The organism is Lachnobacterium bovis (assembly GCF_900111325.1).
Taxonomy (GTDB): Bacteria; Bacillota; Clostridia; order Lachnospirales; family Lachnospiraceae; genus Roseburia; species Roseburia bovis_A.
In genome coordinates this window covers 36,936-59,822 of the sequence record NZ_FOGW01000005.1, presented here as the reverse complement: position 1 = coordinate 59,822, position 22,887 = coordinate 36,936, and the positions used below count along the sequence as shown (strand labels likewise).

21 protein-coding genes and 1 tRNA gene are annotated in these 22,887 nt (G+C 29.1%); 3 read left to right on the top strand and 19 right to left on the bottom strand.

Annotation, left to right across the window (positions count from 1 at the left end):
* The first annotated feature begins 4 nt into the window (after positions 1 to 4).
* The 3 genes from BMY79_RS01570 (at position 5) to BMY79_RS01560 (ending at position 3,166) form a co-directional block, all read left to right on the top strand.
* A complete protein-coding gene (locus tag BMY79_RS01570) occupies positions 5 to 1,111 on the top strand; it encodes an ABC transporter substrate-binding protein (RefSeq protein ID WP_027421828.1) in 1,107 nt (368 codons plus the stop codon).
* A gap of 336 nt (positions 1,112 to 1,447) precedes the next feature.
* Complete coding sequence (locus BMY79_RS01565) at positions 1,448 to 2,233, top strand: DUF5688 family protein (RefSeq protein WP_029067390.1); 786 nt, start codon at positions 1,448 to 1,450, stop codon at positions 2,231 to 2,233.
* A gap of 699 nt (positions 2,234 to 2,932) precedes the next feature.
* Positions 2,933 to 3,166, top strand: a complete 234-nt coding sequence (locus tag BMY79_RS01560; RefSeq protein WP_022748522.1) for a DUF5688 family protein — start codon at positions 2,933 to 2,935, stop codon at positions 3,164 to 3,166.
* Positions 3,167 to 3,899: 733 nt separating this feature from the next.
* On the opposite strand, the gene glgA is transcribed toward BMY79_RS01560, so the two are convergent.
* From glgA to BMY79_RS01465, 19 genes are all read right to left on the bottom strand, one after another.
* Positions 3,900 to 5,339, bottom strand: a complete 1,440-nt coding sequence (gene glgA, locus BMY79_RS01555; protein WP_022748524.1) for a glycogen synthase GlgA — start codon at positions 5,337 to 5,339, stop codon at positions 3,900 to 3,902.
* Between the two features lie 219 nt (positions 5,340 to 5,558).
* Positions 5,559 to 7,259 carry a DNA repair protein RecN gene (recN, locus tag BMY79_RS01550; RefSeq protein ID WP_027421830.1) on the bottom strand — a complete coding sequence of 567 codons (1,701 nt, stop codon included), beginning with the start codon at positions 7,257 to 7,259 and terminating at the stop codon, positions 5,559 to 5,561.
* A 33-nt stretch (positions 7,260 to 7,292) separates the two neighbouring features.
* A complete protein-coding gene (gene argR / locus BMY79_RS01545) occupies positions 7,293 to 7,742 on the bottom strand; it encodes an arginine repressor (RefSeq protein ID WP_022748527.1) in 450 nt (149 codons plus the stop codon).
* 52 nt (positions 7,743 to 7,794) lie between these two features.
* A complete protein-coding gene (locus BMY79_RS01540; protein WP_022748528.1) occupies positions 7,795 to 8,646 on the bottom strand; it encodes an NAD(+)/NADH kinase in 852 nt (283 codons plus the stop codon).
* Positions 8,647 to 8,649: 3 nt separating this feature from the next.
* Positions 8,650 to 9,453: a TlyA family RNA methyltransferase gene (locus BMY79_RS01535; RefSeq protein ID WP_022748529.1), complete on the bottom strand. Its 804-nt coding sequence runs from the start codon at positions 9,451 to 9,453 to the stop codon at positions 8,650 to 8,652.
* A 220-nt stretch (positions 9,454 to 9,673) separates the two neighbouring features.
* Positions 9,674 to 11,545, bottom strand: coding sequence for a 1-deoxy-D-xylulose-5-phosphate synthase (dxs, locus tag BMY79_RS01530; protein ID WP_022748530.1), 1,872 nt, complete (start codon positions 11,543 to 11,545; stop codon positions 9,674 to 9,676).
* Between the two features lie 21 nt (positions 11,546 to 11,566).
* Positions 11,567 to 12,466, bottom strand: a complete 900-nt coding sequence (locus tag BMY79_RS01525) for a polyprenyl synthetase family protein (RefSeq protein WP_074730336.1) — start codon at positions 12,464 to 12,466, stop codon at positions 11,567 to 11,569.
* Between the two features lies 1 nt (position 12,467).
* Positions 12,468 to 12,704 (bottom strand): exodeoxyribonuclease VII small subunit, encoded by a 237-nt coding sequence (gene xseB / locus BMY79_RS01520; RefSeq protein WP_074730335.1) that lies wholly within the window; start codon positions 12,702 to 12,704, stop codon positions 12,468 to 12,470.
* A complete protein-coding gene (gene xseA / locus BMY79_RS01515) occupies positions 12,691 to 13,914 on the bottom strand; it encodes an exodeoxyribonuclease VII large subunit (RefSeq protein ID WP_029067387.1) in 1,224 nt (407 codons plus the stop codon). Before xseA ends, xseB begins: the two co-directional genes overlap by 14 nt.
* A gap of 2 nt (positions 13,915 to 13,916) precedes the next feature.
* Positions 13,917 to 14,354 carry a transcription antitermination factor NusB gene (gene nusB, locus BMY79_RS01510; protein WP_022748535.1) on the bottom strand — a complete coding sequence of 146 codons (438 nt, stop codon included), beginning with the start codon at positions 14,352 to 14,354 and terminating at the stop codon, positions 13,917 to 13,919.
* A 134-nt stretch (positions 14,355 to 14,488) separates the two neighbouring features.
* The gene (locus BMY79_RS01505; protein ID WP_022748536.1) at positions 14,489 to 14,866 is read right to left on the bottom strand and encodes an Asp23/Gls24 family envelope stress response protein; all 378 of its coding nucleotides are present in this window, start codon (positions 14,864 to 14,866) and stop codon (positions 14,489 to 14,491) included.
* Between the two features lie 273 nt (positions 14,867 to 15,139).
* Complete coding sequence (gene metA, locus BMY79_RS01500; RefSeq protein ID WP_074730334.1) at positions 15,140 to 16,063, bottom strand: homoserine O-acetyltransferase MetA; 924 nt, start codon at positions 16,061 to 16,063, stop codon at positions 15,140 to 15,142.
* Positions 16,064 to 16,126: 63 nt separating this feature from the next.
* Positions 16,127 to 18,085 (bottom strand): NAD-dependent DNA ligase LigA, encoded by a 1,959-nt coding sequence (gene ligA, locus BMY79_RS01495; RefSeq protein ID WP_074730333.1) that lies wholly within the window; start codon positions 18,083 to 18,085, stop codon positions 16,127 to 16,129.
* 95 nt (positions 18,086 to 18,180) lie between these two features.
* Entirely contained in the window at positions 18,181 to 18,924 is a 744-nt protein-coding gene (locus tag BMY79_RS01490; RefSeq protein ID WP_027421832.1) for a pseudouridine synthase, read from the bottom strand.
* A 74-nt stretch (positions 18,925 to 18,998) separates the two neighbouring features.
* Entirely contained in the window at positions 18,999 to 20,156 is a 1,158-nt protein-coding gene (locus BMY79_RS12100; RefSeq protein ID WP_022748542.1) for a hypothetical protein, read from the bottom strand.
* A 39-nt stretch (positions 20,157 to 20,195) separates the two neighbouring features.
* Positions 20,196 to 20,267, bottom strand: a tRNA-Arg gene (locus BMY79_RS01480).
* Positions 20,268 to 20,527: 260 nt separating this feature from the next.
* Positions 20,528 to 20,959 carry a flavodoxin gene (locus BMY79_RS01475; protein WP_074730332.1) on the bottom strand — a complete coding sequence of 144 codons (432 nt, stop codon included), beginning with the start codon at positions 20,957 to 20,959 and terminating at the stop codon, positions 20,528 to 20,530.
* 70 nt (positions 20,960 to 21,029) lie between these two features.
* Complete coding sequence (locus tag BMY79_RS01470; RefSeq protein ID WP_027421834.1) at positions 21,030 to 21,662, bottom strand: DUF3793 family protein; 633 nt, start codon at positions 21,660 to 21,662, stop codon at positions 21,030 to 21,032.
* 229 nt (positions 21,663 to 21,891) lie between these two features.
* Positions 21,892 to 22,872 (bottom strand): D-alanyl-D-alanine carboxypeptidase family protein, encoded by a 981-nt coding sequence (locus BMY79_RS01465; protein ID WP_022748546.1) that lies wholly within the window; start codon positions 22,870 to 22,872, stop codon positions 21,892 to 21,894.
* Between the last annotated feature and the right edge of the window lie 15 nt (positions 22,873 to 22,887).

Here is a 22,887-nt window from a genome sequence, read left to right as displayed (position 1 = left end):
GATGATGAAAAAAATATTATCAAGCAACAAAAAATTAAAAAGAATATGTTTTTGTCTAATTTTAACTATGTTTTTGTCATTAACTCTTTCATCATGTAATCAGAAAAGTGAATCAAAAACAAAAAAAACTACATTTTCAAATTCAATAACTGTTTTAAATTACGGTAAATATATAGATGAAAACATGATAAAAAAATTTGAAAAAGAAACAGGAATTCATGTTAAATATGAAGAATACGAAAGTCCCGAAGAAATGTATACAAAATACAAATCCGGCTCCATTAATTATGATATTATCTGTACTTCAGAATATATCATTCAAAAATTAATGTCAGAAAACGAGATCAAAAAAACGGACTTTACAACACTAAAAAACTATCATAACATTGACCCTAAAATACTAGAAATAAATAGAAGCTTTGATAGGAAAAACGAATATGCGCTACCATATTTTTATGGTACATTAGGTATATTATATGACAAAACTAAAGTATCTTCAAAAGATGTACAATCTTGGGATTGCTTATGGAACAAAAAATATAATAATGAAATAATTATGGAAAATTCCGTCAGAGATACTTTTGCTGCCGCATTAAAAAAACTAAATTATTCTATTAATGATACAAATAAAAAGCATTTAGAAAAAGCTTTATATATTTTGGAGCGTCAAAAGAAACATGTTTATGCTTATATGGTTGATGAAACTGCAGATGAAATGATTGCAGGAAACGCCAAATTAGCTTTGTGCTATTCCGGAGAAGCTGCTACTGCTATGGATTCGAAAGAATCTCTTGCATACTCTATTCCAAAAGAAGGCTCTAATGTATGGGTTGACTCATGGTTTATACCAAAATCATGTAAAAACGAAAAAAACGCTATGATGTTTTTAGATTTTATATGTAGAGAAGATGTTGCAACTGCTAATTTTGATTATGTTTACTATGCTTCACCTATTTTACCAGTAGTAAAAAAACAACCAAAAGATGTTTTGAATAATGAAGCCGTCTTCCCTTCAAAAGAAACATTAAAGAACTGTGAAATTTTTACTATGCAAGATCAGAAAACGACAAATTATTATTCTGATTTATGGATGAAACTTAAAGCTTATTAATATTTTATTTCACACAATTTTATGTTTCTAATATAAAAGCAATTATTCTATTAGATGTTTTTTATAAAATGTTTAATAAATAATTGCTTTTTTCTTTTCCTATAGATACAATTCTACTATTTCATATTTGTTTTCAATTATTACAATTTGTCATTTTTTTACAAAATCATCAAATTATATATTTTCTTATTGCTTTATCAAATTTTATATGCTACTATCTATAAGACAGTTCTGTTATTCATGAATTTCTATTAACTAGATGTAATTACACTTTAGATTCTAAGTAATTGTACTTAAAGTACACAATTTTAAAAGTTAAATTCAGAAAGGAAAAAAATGACATATAATAATTTTAAAAATGGGGTTCTTTTAGAACTCAAGCAAGTTTTTAACAGCACGGCGACCGTCGAAATTAAAACATTTACAAAAAACAACGGTAAAAAACTAGACGGTATCATTATTTCTTCAAAAGATACAAATGTAAGTCCAACTATCTATCTAAATCCTTTATATCACAAATATCTCGAAGGACTTCCTATAAAACAAATTGTAACTGAAATTTCTAATATATATTATAATAATCCATCTTACAAAGATTTTGATACAAATCAATTTCTTGATTTTGATGATGCAAAAAATCATATCTTCTTTAAACTAATTAATTATGAAAAAAATAAAGAATTATTAGAAGATATTCCTCATATGAAATTTCTTGATTTAGCTGTTGTATTCGGCTATTTTGTAGAAACAAATAGTTCTGAATTTGCATCAATTCTAATTCATAATTCTCATACAAGATATTGGGAAGTTACAACAGACGATTTATATAAAATAGCACTTATTAATACACCTAAACTATTTTCACATAAATTTTCTAATTTATTAGATACAATAAAAACACTATCTGCTAATACTTCTCTAAATGATATTGATTATAGCAATAATAAACTTCCAGAGAACTTCAACACTGATTTTAGCGTTTTAACTAATAAATATAGTATAAATGGTGCATCATGCATTTTATACCGTAATCTTTTAAAAAATTATGCCAATGAAAAACAATCAAATTTAATCATTATTCCATCTAGTATTCATGAAGGTGCGACACGTTTCGTCAAATAAATACACAAAAGACGAGGGTTAAAATTTTATATTTTTTCAATAACTTATTTCTTGAGAAGTAAAATGCGTAATATTTTATATGTTTTTTAAATATTATAAAGTGCTTCCTTTAATACTCCGAATAGCATGTTCCAAATGCACTACAACAACATGTTATAAGCTCGGTAAAGGCGGCTGAGAGCCATCCTAACACATATAGGTGAGGAAATGCGAACTAGAGGTAGTCGAGTGGATGATAGGCCGGAAGTCTATAAAATATCTATGATGAGAATGTTATTTTAACTGACGAACTCTCGAATGAAAAGATCTAAAAATACAAATGTAGAAATGCATTAATGAATTTATTTCATGTAAGTGTGGATTAGTAAATATCTTCATTAAGAAACTCCATACTGTAAATAAATAATATTGTATTATTTACAGTCAATCTTACAGGTCTAAAGAGAGCATCTAAGGATATATGTACAGATAAAGAAATAGGAACGTGGAAAGCTGATAACGTGTAGAAATGTGCATTTTCGTTGAAACGGTCTATGGCAACATAGTTTATATCAGTGAGAGTAAGGGCAATATACCTATGACGCAACAATAATACCTTGCTGAGGGACAGCCCTAAGTCAAATTAATTATACTGTTATTTATCATTACAGTTTAATATTATTTGATGGAACGCCGTATGAGGTGAAAGTCTCACGTTCGGTGTGGAATGGGGGAAAAGATGGAAAATACATAAAAATACATTTATTCTTTTATGTATTCAGATCTTACCTATCATTATTAATTATTTTACCAGATGATGGAACATTTGATAAACAAACAATCAACAAAATGATTCTAGATGCAAACTCAACTGTTTTAAAAGATGAACAAGTACTATCTGATAACGCGTATTATTATTCCAGAGAGTATTCACGATTACTATATTTTGAATAAAATTTAATTTTTATTAGTATTTCATTCGGAATAATATTGGATTTTTACTAATATTTCATTCGACATAATGTTTGATTTTTACTAATATTTCATTCGACATAATGTTTGATTTTTACTAATATTTCATTCGACATAATATTTAAGATGCACCTAGTCTTATAAATTTTTCGATCTTTATAAAAAAATCACTCTTCATTTCTAGTAAATTCTATCTAGAATATATATTTTTCTTATATTTACATATGTCATGTAGAAATTTTCAAATATATTCTCTTCTAAACTGTTTCATACAGCAATGAATATATTACATTCTTATAAAAAAATCTTACAATAAAATCTAAAAAAATAAAATCTTGCTTTGTCTAGCATTTATTATATTTTCTACAAATCTAATCTTTATGTAAATTCTATGTTAGATTATCTGTAGTAACTTATATTTCTTATAGTTCTTAGCTATTATAAGTTACTAAAATTATTTATTAAAGTTATTTTCAAAATCTTTAAAATATATATTCTTTCTAAAATCATATCTATCTAAATTATTTATTTAATATCTATTTTAAATAAGTAATTAAAAATATCCTATAAGTATGGATATTTAAAATTATTATAGCTATAAAAATATAAATATATATAATTATAAATACAATTTTACCAATATCAATAGCCAATTATGGACAAATATCCATCATTGGCTATTGTTCTTTTTATAATATTATCCATAGTATAGAATTTAAACTAAGCTCTCATATAATTTTTCGTACATTCTTGCAGAAGCCTTCCACGAAAAATCAGATTCCATATCACGTTTTACAATATTTGACCACATTTTTTTATGATTATTATAAACATCATATGCATAGCGTATTGCATCTGCAAGTTCTTCTCCATTATAATTTGCAAATGTAAAACCTGTTCCTGTATTTTCGTATTCATTATATGGTTCAACTGTATCTATTAAGCCTCCAGTTTCACGCACAATAGGAACTGTTCCGTATCTCATTGCCATTAACTGACTTAATCCACATGGTTCAAACAACGATGGCATTAAAAAAGCATCTGCGCCAGAATAAAACTTATGTGCAATTTGTTCGTTGTATCCAATATATGCACTAACTTTATTAGGATACTTATTATGAAAATATTTTAAACTATTTTCATAATAGTTTTCTCCTGTTCCTAAGAAAACAAATTGAATGTCCAAATCGTTCACAAGTGATTCCAAAACGTAATTAACTAAATCAAAACCTTTTTGATCAGTCATTCTAGAAACCATGGCGACAACAAATGTTTCCTTTTTTTCAGGAAGATTTAACATTTTTTGTAATTCTTTTTTATTTTTTTTCTTTCCGGTTAAATCCTTCTTATCAAAATTAGCTGCTATTCTTTTATCACGTTCAGGATTGTATATTTTATAATCAATTCCATTAATAATTCCTAATACATGATTTCCTTTGCTTCTTAATACTCCATCTAAACCAACTCCACCCTCAGGCGTACAAATATCTCTTGCATATGATGGACTAACTGTTGTTACATAATCAGAATATACTAAGCCACCCTTTAAATAATTAGCTTCGCCATATGCTTCTATACCCTTGTCTGTAAAAACATATTCTGGCAAGCCTGTTGCGTCCTGTATTGCCTGAATATTCCATCTTCCCTGAAAATTTAAATTATGAATTGTAAATATAGTTTTTATATTTTGATAAAATTTATTTTCTTTATATAATTCCTTTAAAAAAACAGGGATTAAACCAGTTTGCCAATCATTACAATGAATTATATCTGGCTTTAAGTTCAAATAAAAAAGTGCTTCTAATATAGCTTTTGAAAAAAAAGAAAACTTTTCTACATCTTCATGTATCATATTATATGGTTTATCACCCGAAAAATAATACTCGTTATCTATAAAATAATATTTTATACCTTCATATGTACTCTCTAATACACCTACATACTGTTTTCTCCATGCTAAATCCATATAAAAGCTACAAACAAACTTTAAATTTTTTTTATATTTTTCATCCATGCATTGATACTTTGGCAAAAAAACAAATGCCTTGTACTTTTTTTTAGATAAGTACCTTGGCATCGAACCTACAACATCTGCTAAACCTCCTGTTTTAATAAATGGTACAGCTTCTGATGTTGCATAAACAATATTAACCATAACTCCTACTCCTTACTTATACTCCTATATAATTAAATTCAAAAAAAAATTAGAATAGTTACACTTTTTGTGAATTTACCCATCTTTTTTCACAAAAAACAACTATTCTAATTATAATATTATCAGCATTTTATTTCAAGCAATAATTATTTTTAAATTTAATTTTTAAAATTTTGTACGTTTTTATCGATATTGTCTAAATATTTTTATTTAAACAACTTAACGACTCTTTTTTTTATCTTTAGCTAAACCTTTCATTTCACGCGCACTTTCAATAACCTTTTCTGTTATCTCCACTCCACCAATCATTCTAGCTAATTCCTTAACACTTTGGTCGTAATTTAAAGAATGAATTCTAGAAACAGTCATTTCATTTTTCTCTGAATCAGTTTCAATTGATTTTTCAATCAAATAATGATGATTGGCCATTGCCGCTATCTGAGGTAAATGTGTAATACAAATAATTTGATGCAATTGACTTAATAAATCCATTTTTTCGGAAACCATTTGAGCAGTTCTACCACTAATACCCGTATCAATTTCATCAAATATTAGAGTTTCTATATCATCGTCCTGTGCCATTATAGTTTTAATTGCAAGCATTATTCTCGATAATTCACCACCAGAAGCAACATCTTGTAGAGGTCGAACTGGCTCACCTGGATTAGTAGAAATCAAAAATTCTACATCATCAAAACCGTCACTTGTATAATCTTTTGTCCTACCAAAATTCATTTCAAATTTAACATCTAAGAAATTAAGATCTAATAATGCTGCTTTGATTTTATCAACTAATTCAACTGATGCTTCTTTTCGAATAGATGATAATTCCATACATAATTTATCTAATTTTTCTTTTTCTTTATTTATATTTTTTTCAAGCTGATTTATGTATTCATCATATTCTTGTAAAACCTGAATACGCTTCTTTTTTTCTTCATAAGACTCTAATATATCAGAAATTGTACGACCATATTTAGCTTTTAAAGTATTAATTAAATTCAACCTAGAATCTAATTCATAGAATTCATGCTCATCGAAATCAAGCTCTGAGATATAATTAGATAACTCATAATTAAAATCATTTACTAAACTTTCAATCTCTGATAATTCATTTGTTAAATTTTGAATTTTTTCATCATAATTAACAACAAATTGAATATCATACATTGCTTTATCTAAAAGCTCTGCAACACCATCAATTTCACCATTGGTTATTTCTCTTACACTATTTAATTTTTCTATTATTTTCTTTCCATTTGAGAAAAAACGATATTTTTCTTCTAATTCTTCGTCTTCATTTTCTTTCAAATTTGCTTCTTCTATTTCATTTACTTCAAATTCTAAAAAAGATAATTCTCGATTTCTTTCTTCACTGTTCATATTAGCATTTTGTCTCTCAACAATAAGTTTTCTATAACTTAAAAATGCTTCCGATAATTCTTCCTTAATACCAGTAATTCTACGTTTGGCAAATTCATCTAAAATTTGAAGATGTTTCTTTTTATTTAAAAGTGATTGGTGTTCATGTTGACCATGAATATCTATAAGAAATGACGATATTTCTTGAATTTTACTAGCAGAAACAGTTTCTCCATTGATTCTACTTACCGTTCTATTAAGCTTTATTTTCTTGCTTATAACAACAAGATTATCATCGCCTATCTCTACACCTAATGATTTTAAATGTTTGATTGTATCTTTGTTTTTTATTTCAAATGTAAGTTCAATTAATGCAAATTCCGCATTTTTACGTAAAATATCCTTTGGTGCCTTTTCCCCTAATGCAATATTTATCGAGCCTATTATAATAGATTTTCCTGCACCAGTCTCACCCGATAGGATATTTAATCCCTCTCCAAATTCAACATCCGCCTCATCAATTAAGGCAAGATTTTTTACATGCAAATTCTGTAACATATTGTTTCATTCACTCTCCCAATACTCTTCTCATTAATCTACTAATTTTCTTAATTTTTTTATCAACACTTCAGCATCTTCTGTTGTTCTAACAGCACACATAATTGTATCATCACCTGCGATTGAACCAACAATTTCACTGAAATCCATTGCATCTATTGAAGCACAAACCGCATTTGCCATACCTGAAACAGTTTTTATAACTAAAATATTTTGCGCTAAGTCCATAGAAATAAAACCATCTCTAAAAACTCTATGATATTTTTCTAGCATTCCTTCATTCTTTTCGCTAAATGCAACATATTTTTGTCTTCCCGAAGCAGTTTGAATCTTTGTAAGCTTCAATTCACGAATATCTCTCGAAACAGTAGCTTGTGTTACTTTATAACCCTCTCTTATCAAAAAATCTGATAATTCTTCTTGTGTACATATATCATTTTTTTTGATAAGTTCAAGAATTTTTGTTTGCCTCTTAGTCTTCATATTATATACTAGCCTTTACGCTAATTTCCTCTCTGAATTTTTATTATTGGAGTTAATTGAATGTAGCCATCTTCTTTCTTAAAATTTCCAAAAAGCTTTTACGATTCAATTTGCATATCTTAATTTTTGACATTGCTTTTGTGACAGTAAAAGATTCACCTGAATGTAATTCTTTCACGAAATCTCCATCAAAACTAACTTGTGCTCTATCATCTTTTTGAACACATCTCTTGCACAATTTTATTTCTACTTTTGAATCATCACCAATGACAATACTTTTTGAATTCAAGTTATGCGCGTTTATAGGTGTTAAAACTATCATATTAGCCTTTGGATCAACAATTGGCCCTCCTGCCGACATACTATACCCTGTCGAACCAGTAGGTGTTGCAATTATTATACCATCAGCATTATATGTACTTAAAAATTCACCATTTACATACACCTCAAATGATAGTATTGATAAACCTCCCATTTGATGTACTACAACATCATTTAACGCAATCAAATTATTAGGAACATTTTTATTATCACAAACTAACGCCATACGATCTTCAATATAGTAATTACCTTCAAATAACAAATCTATTGCACTAAATACTGTACTTTCTTCTAACTCGCACAAGTACCCTAAAGTACCTAAATTGATTCCAATTAAAGGTATTTCCAAACTTGATAATTTAGTCGCAGCCCTAATAAGTGTTCCATCTCCACCTAAAACCAAAATACAATCTGTATCATTTGGTATATCTTCAACTTTAAATTGCTTAGAATTTTTTGCTTCAACTCCACTAATTAAGCCAATTGCTTTTCCACCCTTTTTTTTTATATAGTCTATTATTTTTTTAGACAATACTAAATCATTATCTTTAAATTCATTTGTAATCAATACAAAATTTTTCATAACTTATTTATCTAATTGACCATGAGCCAGATTTACAATCTCATGTATGTCAACTGACTCCTCCTTTGTTGCTGTTTCTGATTTTTGTATATGAACTAGATATTCTATATTTCCTTCTGGTCCTTTTATTGGAGAAAATTCAAGATTTTTTACAGAATATCCATTTTTTAGCGCAAAATCAACAATTTTTTCAATTACTTCTTCATGAACCTTTGGATCTCTTACAACACCTTTTTTACCTACTTTTTCTTTACCTGCTTCAAACTGTGGCTTAATTAAACATACCATTTCAGCGTTTTCATTCAACAATTCTCTAACAGGGACTAAAACCTTAGTTAATGAAATAAACGACACATCACATGACGCAAAATCAAGTTTATCATCAATATCTTCTGGTGTAACGTAACGAATATTAGTTTTTTCCATGCAAACAACTCTTTCATCCTGTCTCAACTTCCATGCAAATTGACCATATCCTACATCAACAGCATATACTTTTTTTGCTGAATTTTGAAGCATACAATCTGAAAATCCACCAGTTGAGGCTCCAATATCCATGCAAACTTTATCAGTCAAATCAATGCCAAACTTTACCATAGCTTTTTCTAATTTAAGACCGCCACGACTAACATATTTAAGAGTCTGACCATGTAACTCAATTTTAGCATCCTCTGGAAATGTGTTACCTGGCTTATCCTCTCTATTATTATTTACGAAAATTTTACCTTCCATAATAAGTGTCTTTGCCTTTTCTCTAGAAGGTGCAATATTATTTTTTACAACTAAAACGTCTAATCTTTCTTTCATTTATTATCTCTCATTCTATAAATTTATATTTGTATAGATTTAAATCACTTAAATCTAAATATTATGTATTATATATTATGTATTGTATAACATATTTTTATATATAACATATTTTTATATATAGCATATTTTTATATATAACATGTTTTTATATATAACATATTTTTATATATAATATATTTCTTACACATTATATAATATATCATTTATATGCTATTATTTATTCTTGCATATGTTCCCATTTCTTTAAAACAGAATTAAATACTGATTCAGCATCAATTTTTAAGCTTTTATATAAAACTTCAACATTTCCATGTTCTACATACATATCTGGAATAGCTATGTTCAACACTTCAATATCAATGTTATTTTCTTTAACAAAACTTGCAACATGCTCTCCAAAACCACCACTTGCAACATTTTCTTCTAATGTCACTAAAAGAGTATGCTTTTTAGCTGCACATTTAATTAAATCACCATCAAATGGCTTAGCAAATCTAGCATTTATTAACGTTGAATTAATATTACGTTCTTTAAGTTTATCATGAACTTCCTTTGCTGTCTTAACCATACTACCTAACGCAAATAAAATAATTTGTGATTCATTGTAAATCACCTCTGCTCGAGCAGTTCTTATTTTTTCTCGATATTCACTCAAGCCCTCATATGCACATCCTCTTGGATATCTAATTGCTATTGGAGAATTATACTCAAACGCATATTTTATCATTTCTGCTAATTCCCATTTGTTCTTTGGCGCAATTATTGTCATATTAGGTATTGACGAAAGAAAAGAAATATCAAATATTCCCTGATGAGTTTCACCATCACTTCCAACTAGTCCTGCTCTATCGATTGCAAAAACAACTGGTAAATTCTGCAAACAAACATCATGTACTATCTGATCATATCCTCTTTGTAAAAATGACGAATACACTGCAAAAACAGGCTTTAAACCGTTTTTAGCAAGTCCTGCTGAAAATGTAACAGCATGAGCCTCAGCGATACCCACATCAAAAAATCTATTACTATAATTCTTCTTGAACCTGCTTAACCCTGTCCCATCTTCCATTGCTGCCGTAACGGCTACAATACTCTTGTCTTCTTCTGCCAGCCTATTTATAGTTTTAGAAAAAACATCAGTATAATTTGCATGTGTTTTCTTCGATATTGGTAATCCTGTTTCAATATCAAATGGTGGTGCTCCATGAAACTTCGAAGGATGTCTCTCAGCTGGGGGATATCCCTTTCCTTTTTTGGTGATAACATGTACTATAACTGGTCCATTAACTCTTTTTGCTTCTTGAAAAATTTTACACATTGCGTTAATATCACTTCCATCAACCGGACCTAAATACATAATTCCCATTTCTTCAAAAAACATTCCAGGAATCAATAATTGCTTAATTCCGCTTTTGGTACGTTTTATTTTTGCGACCATTTTCTTTCCGTAAACTGGAATTTTATTAAGTGAATTCATTACACCATCTTTAAAATCAATATATGCAGATGCTGTTCTAAATCCGTTTAAATATTTATTCACTCCACCTACATTTTCCGATATAGACATATTATTATCATTTAATACAATAATAAAATTCGAATTAAGGCTTGACGCATTATTAAGAGCTTCATATGCCATTCCACCAGTTAAAGCACCATCACCTATAACCGATATTACATAATTATCTTCACCTTTTAATTCTCTTGCTGTAGCTAATCCTAATCCAGCTGAAATAGATGTTGAACTATGTCCTGTATCAAATGCATCACAGTCACTTTCATCTGTTTTAGGGAAACCACTCATTCCACCATATTGGCGAAGATTTGTAAATCCTTCTCTTCTACCTGTTAAGATTTTATGAGTATATGACTGATGTCCGACATCCCAAACTATTTTATCTTTTGGTAAATCAAACGATAGATGTAATGCCATAGTCAATTCAACTACACCTAAATTTGACGCTAAATGTCCACCTGTCACAGAAATAGAATCAATTAAAAAATTGCGAATTTCTGCCTTTAATAATTCTAACTCTTCTGTATTAAGATTTTTTATATCGTTAACCTTTTGTACCTTATCTAAAACCATACCAAAGCCTTTCCGATAGTCTTATTTGTTTCTGTATACTAAATATACAAAAAGATCTTCTAAAAATTTATCATTTTTATTAAAAGAATGTAATAAATCAATTGCTTCATTCGTAATACTCTGTACGTCTTCCTTTGACTTATCTATTCCTTCAAAAGTTACATATGTTTCTTTATTGTTTTTTTCATCACTACCAATAGGTTTTCCAAGTTCTTCAAACGTACTAACAACGTCTAAAATGTCATCTTGAATTTGGAAAGCTAAACCTACCTTAGATGCTATCTTTTCGATATAATCAACATCTTTATCAGATGCATTTGCCAAAATAGCACCAATCATCATAGATGCTTCAATTAATGCACCAGTTTTTAATCTATATATAAAATCTAATTTTTCGCGTGTTATAACGCTATTCGATGTTTTTTCCGATTCAACGTCAACAACTTGACCTCCGACCATTCCATACACGCCAGATTTTTGAGTTAAAACTTTCAAAGCCTTTATAATTGCATCTTTATTAGATGAATCTACTTCAAAAGCTTTCAAAGCAATTTCATATGCATAATTTAATAACGCATCACCAGCTAAAACTCCCATAGCTTCTCCAAACTTTGCATGAGTAGTTTTTTGTCCTCTCCTATATTCATCATTATCCATTGCTGGCAAATCATCATGCACCAACGAATATGTATGTATAAACTCAATTGCAGCCATAAAAGGGTATATTGCCTCTGATGTACCTTCAAACATATCATATACCGCTTTCATCAGCATTGGTCTAATTCTTTTTCCTCCGACAATCACACTATAATTCATTGCCGAAAAAATAGTTTTTTGAAAACCTTCCTCTTTTGGAAGATATAATTCTATTTTTTTTGTTATTTTTGCTGCTTTATCAGCGATTTCACCCTTAAAATCCATATTATAATTCCTCTAATTCTCCATCTTCAGTCAATTTAAGAATTTCACCCTCCATTGACTGCAAAATATTATAGGATTCTTTTACCTCATCTAAACCTTTTTTATATAATTCAAAGGACTCTTCAAGTGAGACATCCTCAGAATCCATTTTTTTTATTAAATCTTCTATTTCAGTGAACCTTTCTTCTATAGATTTAGATTCGTTATTTTCATTAACTTCTTTTTTATTTTTCGCCATAGTTTGCTCCGTTTTTTTCAATTTCAAGGATTTTTGCAGTTGCTCTTCCATCCTTTAAAAATAGATTAACTTCTTGCGAAGTTTCTAATTGATTAACTGAATTTATATTTTTTCCATATTTATCAGTAACAAATGCATATCCACCAGACAAGCGTTTTGTCGGAGATTTAGAATCTATATTTTGTGCTAAAAATTCCAATTTGTATTTATAAACAGCTAAATGATTATTCATTAAGTTTTTCAATTCAGTATAATACGAATTTATTTTAGCTTTTCTTTCACTTAACAATCTATTTGGATTTTTTAGCTTAATAGTATTTTCAAGATTTTTTAATCTATATAACATGTTAGTTATTTTATAATTAAACTTTTGATTTATAATTTCATTATAATTCTCTAAATCATTTATTAAATCTAAATAATTATAAACCGCTAGTTCTGCAGCCGCTGAAGGGGTTGGTGCTCTTAAATCAGAAACGAAATCTGATATTGTATAATCTGTTTCATGTCCAACTGCCGATATAATTGGAATTGAGCAATTGAAAATCGCTTCAGCAACAATTCTTTCATTAAAAGCCCATAAATCTTCTAACGAACCACCACCACGGCCTACAATTATCACATCTACACCAATTTGTTCTAAAGCATTTATTCCATTAACAATGCTCTCTTTAGCTCCTTCTCCCTGAACTAATGCTGGATATAAAATAACTTTAACCTTTGGATTTCTTCTTGTAACAATATTTTGAATATCTCTAATTGCAGCTCCAGTGCTTGCTGTAACAACACCTAAAGTCCTAATATACTTTGGAATAGGGCGTTTGTATTCAGTTGCAAACATCCCCATTTCCTCAAGTTCTTCTTTTAAAGCATTAAATTTTAAGAATAAATCTCCTTCACCACCATGCTCTATTTCTCTAGCATACATTTGATAAATGCCATCACGTTCAAAGACTTCTACAGACCCTGTAACAACTACGCAATCTCCGTCTTTCATCGTAAAATTTATGCCTGCTCTTTTACTCTTAAACATAACGCATTTTATCAAACATTTTTCATCTTTAAGGCTAAAGTATATATGTCCACTACTATGATATTTACAATTTGAAACTTCACCCTCAACGCTTATGTTCTTTAACATAAAATCTTGTGCGAACATATTTCCAATATAATTATTTAGTTGTTGAACTTTATATACATTTTTATTCATAATTAATCAACGAATCTAGACAAAACACCGTTTACGAATGCTTTTGATTTATCTGTTCCATACATTTTAGCCAATTCAACTGCTTCATTAATTGCAACTTTATCAGGTACATTCTCGTCCATTTGGATTTCATACACTGCAAGTCTAATAATAGTCAAATCAACTTTTGTCATTCTTGATGTTTTCCAATTATCTGACACCTCATTAATTTTGTTATCAATTTCTGGAATGTTATCTATAATATTCTTAACAGTATTAATAACTAATTCTTTTTCTTCTAATGTCATTTTAGAAATATCATCCTTAATTTCTGGATAATCTTGAACTAAACCAATGTCGTCTAAATAAAAATTTAATTGTTCTTTCATATCCTCACTATTATGGAAATCTAAACGAAATAATAATTTAAAAATATTTTCTCTAATTTGTGATCGTTTCATTTTTGGGTTCCTTTCTGCTTGGTACTTAAAATATACAATAAACATACCATTATCTATTACTTATATATAATCAAAAAATAAGGATGTCTAATGACATCCTTGATTATACTATAAATTCGACTGATTAAAAAGTACTAATTATTTTCAGACATATCAACGCTTGCAATTCTAACATTAATTTCTGCAACAGTTAATCCTGTCATATTTTCTACAGCACTCTTTACTTTATCCTGAACGTTTTTAGATACTTCTGGGATGCTATATCCATAAGCGATATTAATTGCAACATCAACTTTAACTTCCTCTTCTAAAACCTCCACAACAATTCCCTTAGAAAGATTCTTCATTCCTAATTTACTAACAATTTCATTTGTGATATTGCCAGCCATAGAACTTACTCCTTCTACTTCAGTTGTAGCAAGTCCGGCGATAATTGCAACCACCTCATCAGCGACTCTAACTTCGCCAGCTTCACTTTCTTTCATCTTAAATGTTTTTCTGTTTTCAGCCATTTTATGCCTCCTCAGTAATTATATATACCATTATAACAAATAATATATATTTTGAAAACAAAATTTTTTATTCTCTTATATAAATTTACTAAAATCTATCCACTATGCTTGTAGTAAAACCATATGTAAGATACTCCATCCTGTTATATCAAAGAATCATAGTTTTCTCTTTCTATGATTTCACCACCCGAAAGGAATACTCCACCTTCGTCAATTACAGTCTCAAATCCCTTTGATAACTTCATAATAAAGTTAAAGAATCTAGTCTTTTTGCTACTTCTCGGCTATCTTATTCCATGAATATGGAGTCTGTTGATACACGTAATAATTTAACCAATTAGCGTAAAAAATACTTGCGTGTGATCTCCATGACAATTTTGGTTTCTCATTTGGATCATCGTTAGGATAGTAATTCAAAGGTGGCTCAATATCTAGTCCCATAGAAACATCTCTCTTATATTCTCTATCAAGTGTATATCTATCATATTCTGGATGTCCCATCATAAAGATTTGTCTTCCGTCCTCTTTCATCACTAAAAATACACCAGCCTCTTTAGAATCTGCTAAAATAACTAAATCATCACAGTTTTCGATATCTTCTTTTCTAACAACAGTATGTCTTGAATGTGGTGCCATAAAATAGTCATCAAAACCTCTTACTAGCGGTATTTTTCTTTTTCTCACTCTATGATTAAAAATTCCGAAACATTTTTGACCTAAAACGTGCTTCTTAATTCCAAAATGATAATATAATCCTGCCTGTGCTCCCCAACAAACATGTAGTGTCGATGTGACATGTGTTTTAGACCATTCCATAATTTTGCATAATTCTTCCCAATAGTCTACTTTTTCGAATTCCATCAACTCTATAGGTGCACCAGTCAAAATCAAACCATCAAAATTTTTATCTTTAACTTCACTAAATGACTCATAAAACTTATTTAAATGACTAAGTGATGTATGTGTTGATTTATGTGATTCTAATTTTAAGAAAGATACATCAACTTGTAATGGAGTATTTGATAACATTCTAAGAAGCTGTAACTCTGTATCTTCTTTTAACGGCATTAAATTTAGGATTGCTATTGTAATAGGACGAATATCCTGATGCGTCGCCCTATGTTCATCTATTACGAAAATATTCTCACGCTCTAAAATACTTTTTGCTGGTAAATCATTCTGTGTCTTTATTGGCATTTCTATTCCTCTCTCTCTTATAAACATTTAAACTTATTTAAAATTATAATATCATTTCACCTATTATTTTCCAAATCTTTCTATAAATTCATCCTCTGAAATAATAGGAATATTTAATTCTCTTGCTTTATTATTTTTTGCCGACATAGATTCTATATCATTATTAACAAGATAGTTCGTTTTCTTTGATACTGAACCTGTAACCTTTCCACCCTCAGATTCAACATACGCTTTGAATTCTGATCTATTTTTAAAGCTATGAACATCACCTGTTATAACAAAAGTAATTCCTTGGCATTTTCCACCTTCTAGAACAACTTTATCTCCTTCTGTAATAGAAATAATATTTAATAAAGCTTTAAATTCTTCTTGATTTTTTTCATCTTGATACCATTTAATAATTGAACTTGATTTTTCATCACCAATTCCATCTATATCAACAAACGGAATAAATTGTTCTAAACGGTTAACAAACTCTTCAAACCCTAGACTTGATACAATTCTTTTTGCAGCATCTAGACCTATCATTGGTATACATAAAGAATAAATAAAATTAACCGCTTTAACCATTATACTTTTCTTTATTGCCGCATCAAGATTTTCGCATGATTTTTCACCAAATCCTTCTAGCTTTTTTATTGTATCATAATGTTTGTTTAATTCATAAATATCCTTAAAATCTGATATGAATCCCTCATTCATAAATCTTAAAATAGTCTGTACTGACAATCCTTCAATATCCATACCATTTTTACTTACAAATCTTTCAAAACGTTTAACATGTTTAGCTGAACATTCCTCATTTACGCAATGAAGTGTTTTAGTGCCTGTTTTACTAATATGAATGCTAGTTTTAGCACCACAAACCGGACAAACGTCTGGAATTTTAAGATCACCTATACCATTTTGTGAAGAAATAACTTTTGGAATAATTTTATTAGCTTTTATTACTTCAATTTCTGCCTCTTCTTTTAAATCTAATCTTTCAATTTCACTCAAATTACACAAAGAAGCTCTCGAAACAGTTGTTCCTTCAATTTGAACTGGCTCAAAAACTGCAACTGGCGAAATAGTTGAGACTGCACATGACCATTCAACGTATTTCAATTTACTTTTTACGGATTCATCTTGCCATTTAAAAGCTAAACCTGCCCTTGTTGCATGATGTCCTGTCACACTACCTGTTTGTGAATATTCTACATCATCATAGCAAATTACTAACCCATCCACAGGTATGTCCATTTTGCCTGTTTCAACATCGTTTGTCCATCTATTTACAGCATCTCTTATCGTTAATGTTGTACATAGCTCCCTTTTTACAACAGTAAATCCTAATTTTTCAAGGAACTCCATTCTATCGCCCCATGAATTAATTGCATCATCAATATGAACTAATGTAAAAGCATTAAACTCAACATGTCTTTTTTTCACTTCTTCTGGATTATCCAAATTTAAAGAACCTGATGCTAAATTTCTTGGATTGGCATATTTCTCATCATCATCTTCTATCATATCATTTATATTATTGAAATCAGTATATGAAATTGTTGCTTCACCACGAACAACCATATGTCCTTTATAGTCAATATTTAAAGGATATCCTGATATTACTGATTTTAGATGAGTAATATTTGTACCAATTGTACCATTTCCTCGTGTAACAATTTTACTTAATTTACCATCATCATATGTTAAAACAAGAGTCAATCCATCTAATTTCCATGAAAGCCATATATCTCTATTTTCTGCCCATTTAATTAGTTCATCAACACTTTTTGTCTTAGCTAAAGATAAGGCTTGGTATTCGTGTTGCTCTTTTTTTCCAGTTTCTTTATCTGTACCAACTGTTTGTGTTGGAGAATTTTCTAAAACTATACCAGTTTCATTTTCTAGCATAACTAATTCATCGAATAAGCTATCCCATTCATAGTTAGACATTATTTCATTTCCACCAGAATAATAAGCTTCTGATGCCATATTTAATTTATCAACTAACTCTTCTATTCTTGTTCTCTTTTCCATAATCACACACCTATTTTAAATATTGAATATTCATCTATAATCTGATATATTCTCAAAATCTATAAAATCCACCAAAAAATAACTGTTTATTACTATTAAACTCTACGTGGACCATTAGTTGACTTTGAAATTTTTGATTTTAAAAGCTTTAACTCTGATGATGTTACATTTCTGTATTCACCAACTTTTAAATCTCTCAACTGGATATTCATAATTCTAACGCGTTTTAAATATGTAACTCTATAACCAAATACTTTACACATTCTACGAATTTGTCTATTTAAACCTTGTGTTAAAATTATTTTAAAACTTCTATCATTAACCTTTGTTATTTTGCAAGGTCTAGTTGTCTTATCTAAATCTTCAATATAAACACCTTTCGACATTTGCTCTATAAACTCATCGGTAATAGGTTTATTTACTTTAACAATATATTCTTTTTCATGTTCATTACTTCCACGTATAATTTTATTAAATATATCTCCGTCATTTGTAAGTAAAATTAAACCCTGAGAATTTTTATCTAATCTTCCTATTGGAAAAATTCTTTTAGGATAATTAATATAATCTATTATATTATCTTTTTCTCTTTTTTCTGCTGTGCATACTATTCCAACAGGTTTGTTAAAAGCAATCAAAATAAACTCGTCTTCAGAATTAATTAATTTTCCTTTAAAATAAACCTTTTGACCTGGCATAACTTTCATACCACTTTCTGCCACAACATCATCTATTAGTACTTCACCATTTGCAATGTGCTCATCTGCAGCTCTTCTTGAACAGACACCTGCTTGGCTAAGATATTTATTAATACGTACACCTTCTACATTGTTTGACATGCTTACCTCATTTTAATAATATGTTTTTTTTATATTTAGAAAAACGGAGACTAAAAAGTCTCCGCTCTTTTCTATTAATTTTCAACAAATTGTTTGTTAATGTATCCTGTATGAGCACCTCTATCATCTGTAAATTGAATCAAGATATAGTCACCCTCTTGACCAAGCTTCTTATATTCACCTGCATCAACTGATCCAACTAACTGACTACCTTCAGTACCTGCTCTATCTCTTACAAGAATACCTGTACCTTTTACTTTTACAGTATCTGACTGTTTATTTTCTGTTTTTTTCTCTGTAGACTTATCATCCTTCTTCTCTGATGATTTTTTTTCTTCAGTTTTCTTTTTATCTTTTTCTTTGTCAGCTTTTTCCTTCTTAGCCTTTTCTTTTTCGGCCTTTTCCTTTGCTGCTTTTTCTTTCTTAGCCTTTTCTTTTTCAGCTCTTTCTTTTGCTGCTTTTTCTTCAGCAGCCTCTGTTTTCTTAGACCACTCTTTAATCTTATCTTTGATTTTTGTAACAGCAATAGCAAGATCTTTATCTTTTGCTAATGCTTTATTATATGCTGTTTCTGTGTCTTTTCTAAGCGCAGCTACGTCATCTTGTTTCTCATATTTAGAAATCAAGTCATAGATTGTCTTATCCATAGCATTTTCATTTTTTGAGAAATTATAGCTACTATATAAATTGTTAATATATAACTTGCCTTTATTATCTGTCTCAAGATAAAAGAATTCTAATCCTGGCACTGTTGCATCTACGTTTTTAAATTTTAAACCATAGTAAACAGATACAAAATATGAACCTTCTGTTAAACCATTTTTAACATATACTTTAATATTGTCAAATGATTCATAATCACTTGTAATAAATTTAATGTAATTACCTTCATCTCCTGATACAGGTGTTGCAACTTCTTTCATTTCATCTATATCAGCTGTTGCATATCCTTCGAAATACTTATTCATTAAATTTTTTATTTTCTTGTTTAACTTCTTGTCTTTAATAAATTCTTTATCAAACTCAAAATTCTCAATATTAGCCTTTCCTGCTTCTATTTTGCCCATTTTTCTGAGCCTTCCACTATCAACTGCAACAGAATATACCAAAACAGCAACTAAAACAACTAACAAAATAGACGCTGCAATGATTCTGAAATTTCTCTTAAAAAAACTACCATTCTTACCTTTTGGTGAAAAAAACTTCTTTATTTTATCACGCAAATTCTGCATAATTTTCCTCCTAGCATTACTTATTAATTTATCCTTGCATGCAACTAGCGGGAATCGAACCCACATTTCGAGAGTCGGAGTCTCGCGTTCTATCCATTATACTATAGTTGCATTTAAAATAATTATATCAACATACTTTTATATATTAACAACTGTATAAAAAAAAGTCAAATTATATTTTTATGTCTTTTTTATAAAAAAAAGAAAAAACGCCAAGATTTCTCTTAACGTTTTATTCTTTGATCTACACTAAGTTTTTTAACAAATTTTCCGAGAGAAAAGATATGGCGAATCTTTATCGGAGTCTACATAATTTATATCAAGTGAAGTGGGAGTTCTTCAACTTGCTATCGTATTTAAAAACTGTATTATTATACAGCTGCTAATTGCTTTCCTAAATTTTCACAATTTAGAATAGCTTCGTCACCCGGATATTCTTGACAAATGACCCCTTCATCATTTAAAACAACTGCTCCGGCTTCTTTCATTCTATCAACCCAATTTCTCATCCATTCACCATCACCCCATCCATAAGATCCAAACAAGGCAATTGTCTTAGATGCACAAATTGCACATATTTCTTCTACTAAAGGCTCCATTTCACCTTCTTCTAATTCTTCAGCGCCCATAGCAGGACAACCTAAAGCAAAAGCTTTTTCTTCTTTTAAATCAGCTACAGATACACTGCTACAATCTAATATTTCAGCTTCCTTTCCTTCTTTTTTTATTCCCTCTGCAACAGCTTGAGCCATTGCTGCAGTATTACCTGTCTGTGACCAGTAAATTACTTTTACCTTATCCATTTTTTCCTCCTAAATAATGTAATTTTTTATTTTGTAACCCTTTATTTATCCCTTTGGGTTATGAACATTTTTAAGCATATATTTCGCATGTATCAGTCATACTTACTATTGCTGAAGCATTATTGTTTACTATATCTATTAAGTTTTCTCCTTTTGCAAATCGTTTAAGTATTTTTAACTGAACATTATCAAAAAGTTCAAATAACCTCTTTTTTGAATCAGCATCTTTATATACTTTCCAATATCCTGTTATTAATGAGTTCCTACCATCATTTTTTATAAATCCAACAACATCTTCAATAGGATATCCTAAGAATATTCCCATCTCATGCGGAAAGCTTTTTCTACTATTTAAATATAAATTATATCTATTTCTAAACTCTAACAAATCGCTTTCTAAATCATCTATTTTATATCCTAATTTATGTAAAACAAATCTGCATTCTTTTTTAGATACATAACTTTCTAGTTTTTCTGCATCATATACAAAAAATATTATCTTACCGTTAAGTCTCACAAGTTCAACTGTTTTTAAAAACATTTTCTTGCATATTCTTTTTACTGAATACTCATATTTTTCGTCTACACTTAACATATTAGATGTTTTACATCTTATTAACACTGGAGTACATTGCACTATAATTTGCAGCTCAAGCTTCTTCAAATCTTGTCTATTTAAAATCTTAATAATTTCAGAACTCATGACCTCTCCTTTCGGTTAGGCTTCCCTAACTGATATTTATATTACCTTATTAACTTTAGTTTGTCAACACTTATTTTTATTATTTTTAATAAATATTGCATAATTTTATTTTTTGGGGTTTAAGTGGAAATAAATATAAAAAATAGACACTAGTTAAAATAACTTAGTGTCTATTTCTTATAAATTCACCTATAAACAATAAAGTATACTAACAGTTATATGCTATTGTTTATGAGGCAAACTCATTATAAATTTCTACTTGATCATAAATACATTTCCAAGAACTACTTGAACCAGCAGTCACACAAATATATTTATGTTTTTTTGATTTATCTTCAAAATAACTAGCTGCACATGATCCTGACTGATTTACAAAACCAGTTTTAGCACACATAACTTTACCTGGCATTTTTTTATCTTCGATTCTTCTTAAAAACCAATTTGATACTGTACATCCTTCAGGATGTTGCTCTGTTTTTGAAGTTGTATATGTATGAGTCGACAAAATTTTCTTACAAAATTTATTTTCTAATGCATGACTAAGTATGATGGACATATCATACATGCTACATTTATGATTATCATCATACAATCCAATACAATTTGTAAAATGTGCCGTTTTTGACAAACCAAATTCATCTAATTTTTTATTCATCAAAACTACAAATTTATCCTGTGAACCTGCTACGTAAGTTGCTAATGCTAATGCAGCATCTGCTCCTGATGGTAAAATTGTTCCATAAAGTGCGTCTTTTACTGTGATTTGTTCACCTTCAACAAATCCCACAGAACTACAGCCATGTGCATAGACATAATTAATCATATCCTTTGTTATAGTAATTTTATCATCAAGATTTTTTACTTTTTCACAGGCAACTAAAACTGTTAAAATCTTAGTCATAGATGCAGGACACATTACCTGCTTATCATTTTTTCTTGCGATAATAGTCTTGCTATCAATATCAACAACAATACCATTAGTACTAATGATCTCAGGATTAACTATATCTTTTGTAGCCTTTGTATCTTTATATTCTATTTTTTTGACTTTATTTTTTTTATTTACCGCTACATTTTTTGTTTTTTTAACACTAGCTACTTTAACTTCAGTTTTTCCATTTGAATTAAATTTCTTTACACCAATAAAAGCTCCATAAGCTACTGCTAAACAAACAATAGATACACTCAAAGTAATAAGTATTTTCTTCACTTTATCCACCTTCTT

Bases quoted from the DNA above. Each gene is read 5' to 3' on its own strand.
- BMY79_RS01475 (WP_074730332.1), bottom strand. From the start codon at position 20,959: ATGGATAAGGTAAAAGTAATTTACTGGTCACAGACAGGTAATACTGCA.
- BMY79_RS01505 (WP_022748536.1), bottom strand. From the start codon at position 14,866: ATGGCTGAAAACAGAAAAACATTTAAGATGAAAGAAAGTGAAGCTGGC.
- nusB (WP_022748535.1), bottom strand. From the start codon at position 14,354: ATGAAACGATCACAAATTAGAGAAAATATTTTTAAATTATTATTTCGT.
- metA (WP_074730334.1), bottom strand. From the start codon at position 16,063: ATGCCAATAAAGACACAGAATGATTTACCAGCAAAAAGTATTTTAGAG.
- BMY79_RS12100 (WP_022748542.1), bottom strand. From the start codon at position 20,156: ATGCAGAATTTGCGTGATAAAATAAAGAAGTTTTTTTCACCAAAAGGT.
- xseB (WP_074730335.1), bottom strand. From the start codon at position 12,704: ATGGCGAAAAATAAAAAAGAAGTTAATGAAAATAACGAATCTAAATCT.
- BMY79_RS01470 (WP_027421834.1), bottom strand. From the start codon at position 21,662: ATGAGTTCTGAAATTATTAAGATTTTAAATAGACAAGATTTGAAGAAG.
- dxs (WP_022748530.1), bottom strand. From the start codon at position 11,545: ATGGTTTTAGATAAGGTACAAAAGGTTAACGATATAAAAAATCTTAAT.
- BMY79_RS01535 (WP_022748529.1), bottom strand. From the start codon at position 9,453: ATGAAAGAAAGATTAGACGTTTTAGTTGTAAAAAATAATATTGCACCT.
- xseA (WP_029067387.1), bottom strand. From the start codon at position 13,914: ATGAATAAAAATGTATATAAAGTTCAACAACTAAATAATTATATTGGA.
- recN (WP_027421830.1), bottom strand. From the start codon at position 7,259: ATGTTACAGAATTTGCATGTAAAAAATCTTGCCTTAATTGATGAGGCG.
- argR (WP_022748527.1), bottom strand. From the start codon at position 7,742: ATGAAGACTAAGAGGCAAACAAAAATTCTTGAACTTATCAAAAAAAAT.
- BMY79_RS01570 (WP_027421828.1), top strand. From the start codon at position 5: ATGAAAAAAATATTATCAAGCAACAAAAAATTAAAAAGAATATGTTTT.
- BMY79_RS01490 (WP_027421832.1), bottom strand. From the start codon at position 18,924: ATGTCAAACAATGTAGAAGGTGTACGTATTAATAAATATCTTAGCCAA.
- BMY79_RS01525 (WP_074730336.1), bottom strand. From the start codon at position 12,466: ATGGATTTTAAGGGTGAAATCGCTGATAAAGCAGCAAAAATAACAAAA.
- glgA (WP_022748524.1), bottom strand. From the start codon at position 5,339: ATGGTTAATATTGTTTATGCAACATCAGAAGCTGTACCATTTATTAAA.
- BMY79_RS01565 (WP_029067390.1), top strand. From the start codon at position 1,448: ATGACATATAATAATTTTAAAAATGGGGTTCTTTTAGAACTCAAGCAA.
- BMY79_RS01540 (WP_022748528.1), bottom strand. From the start codon at position 8,646: ATGAAAAATTTTGTATTGATTACAAATGAATTTAAAGATAATGATTTA.
- ligA (WP_074730333.1), bottom strand. From the start codon at position 18,085: ATGGAAAAGAGAACAAGAATAGAAGAGTTAGTTGATAAATTAAATATG.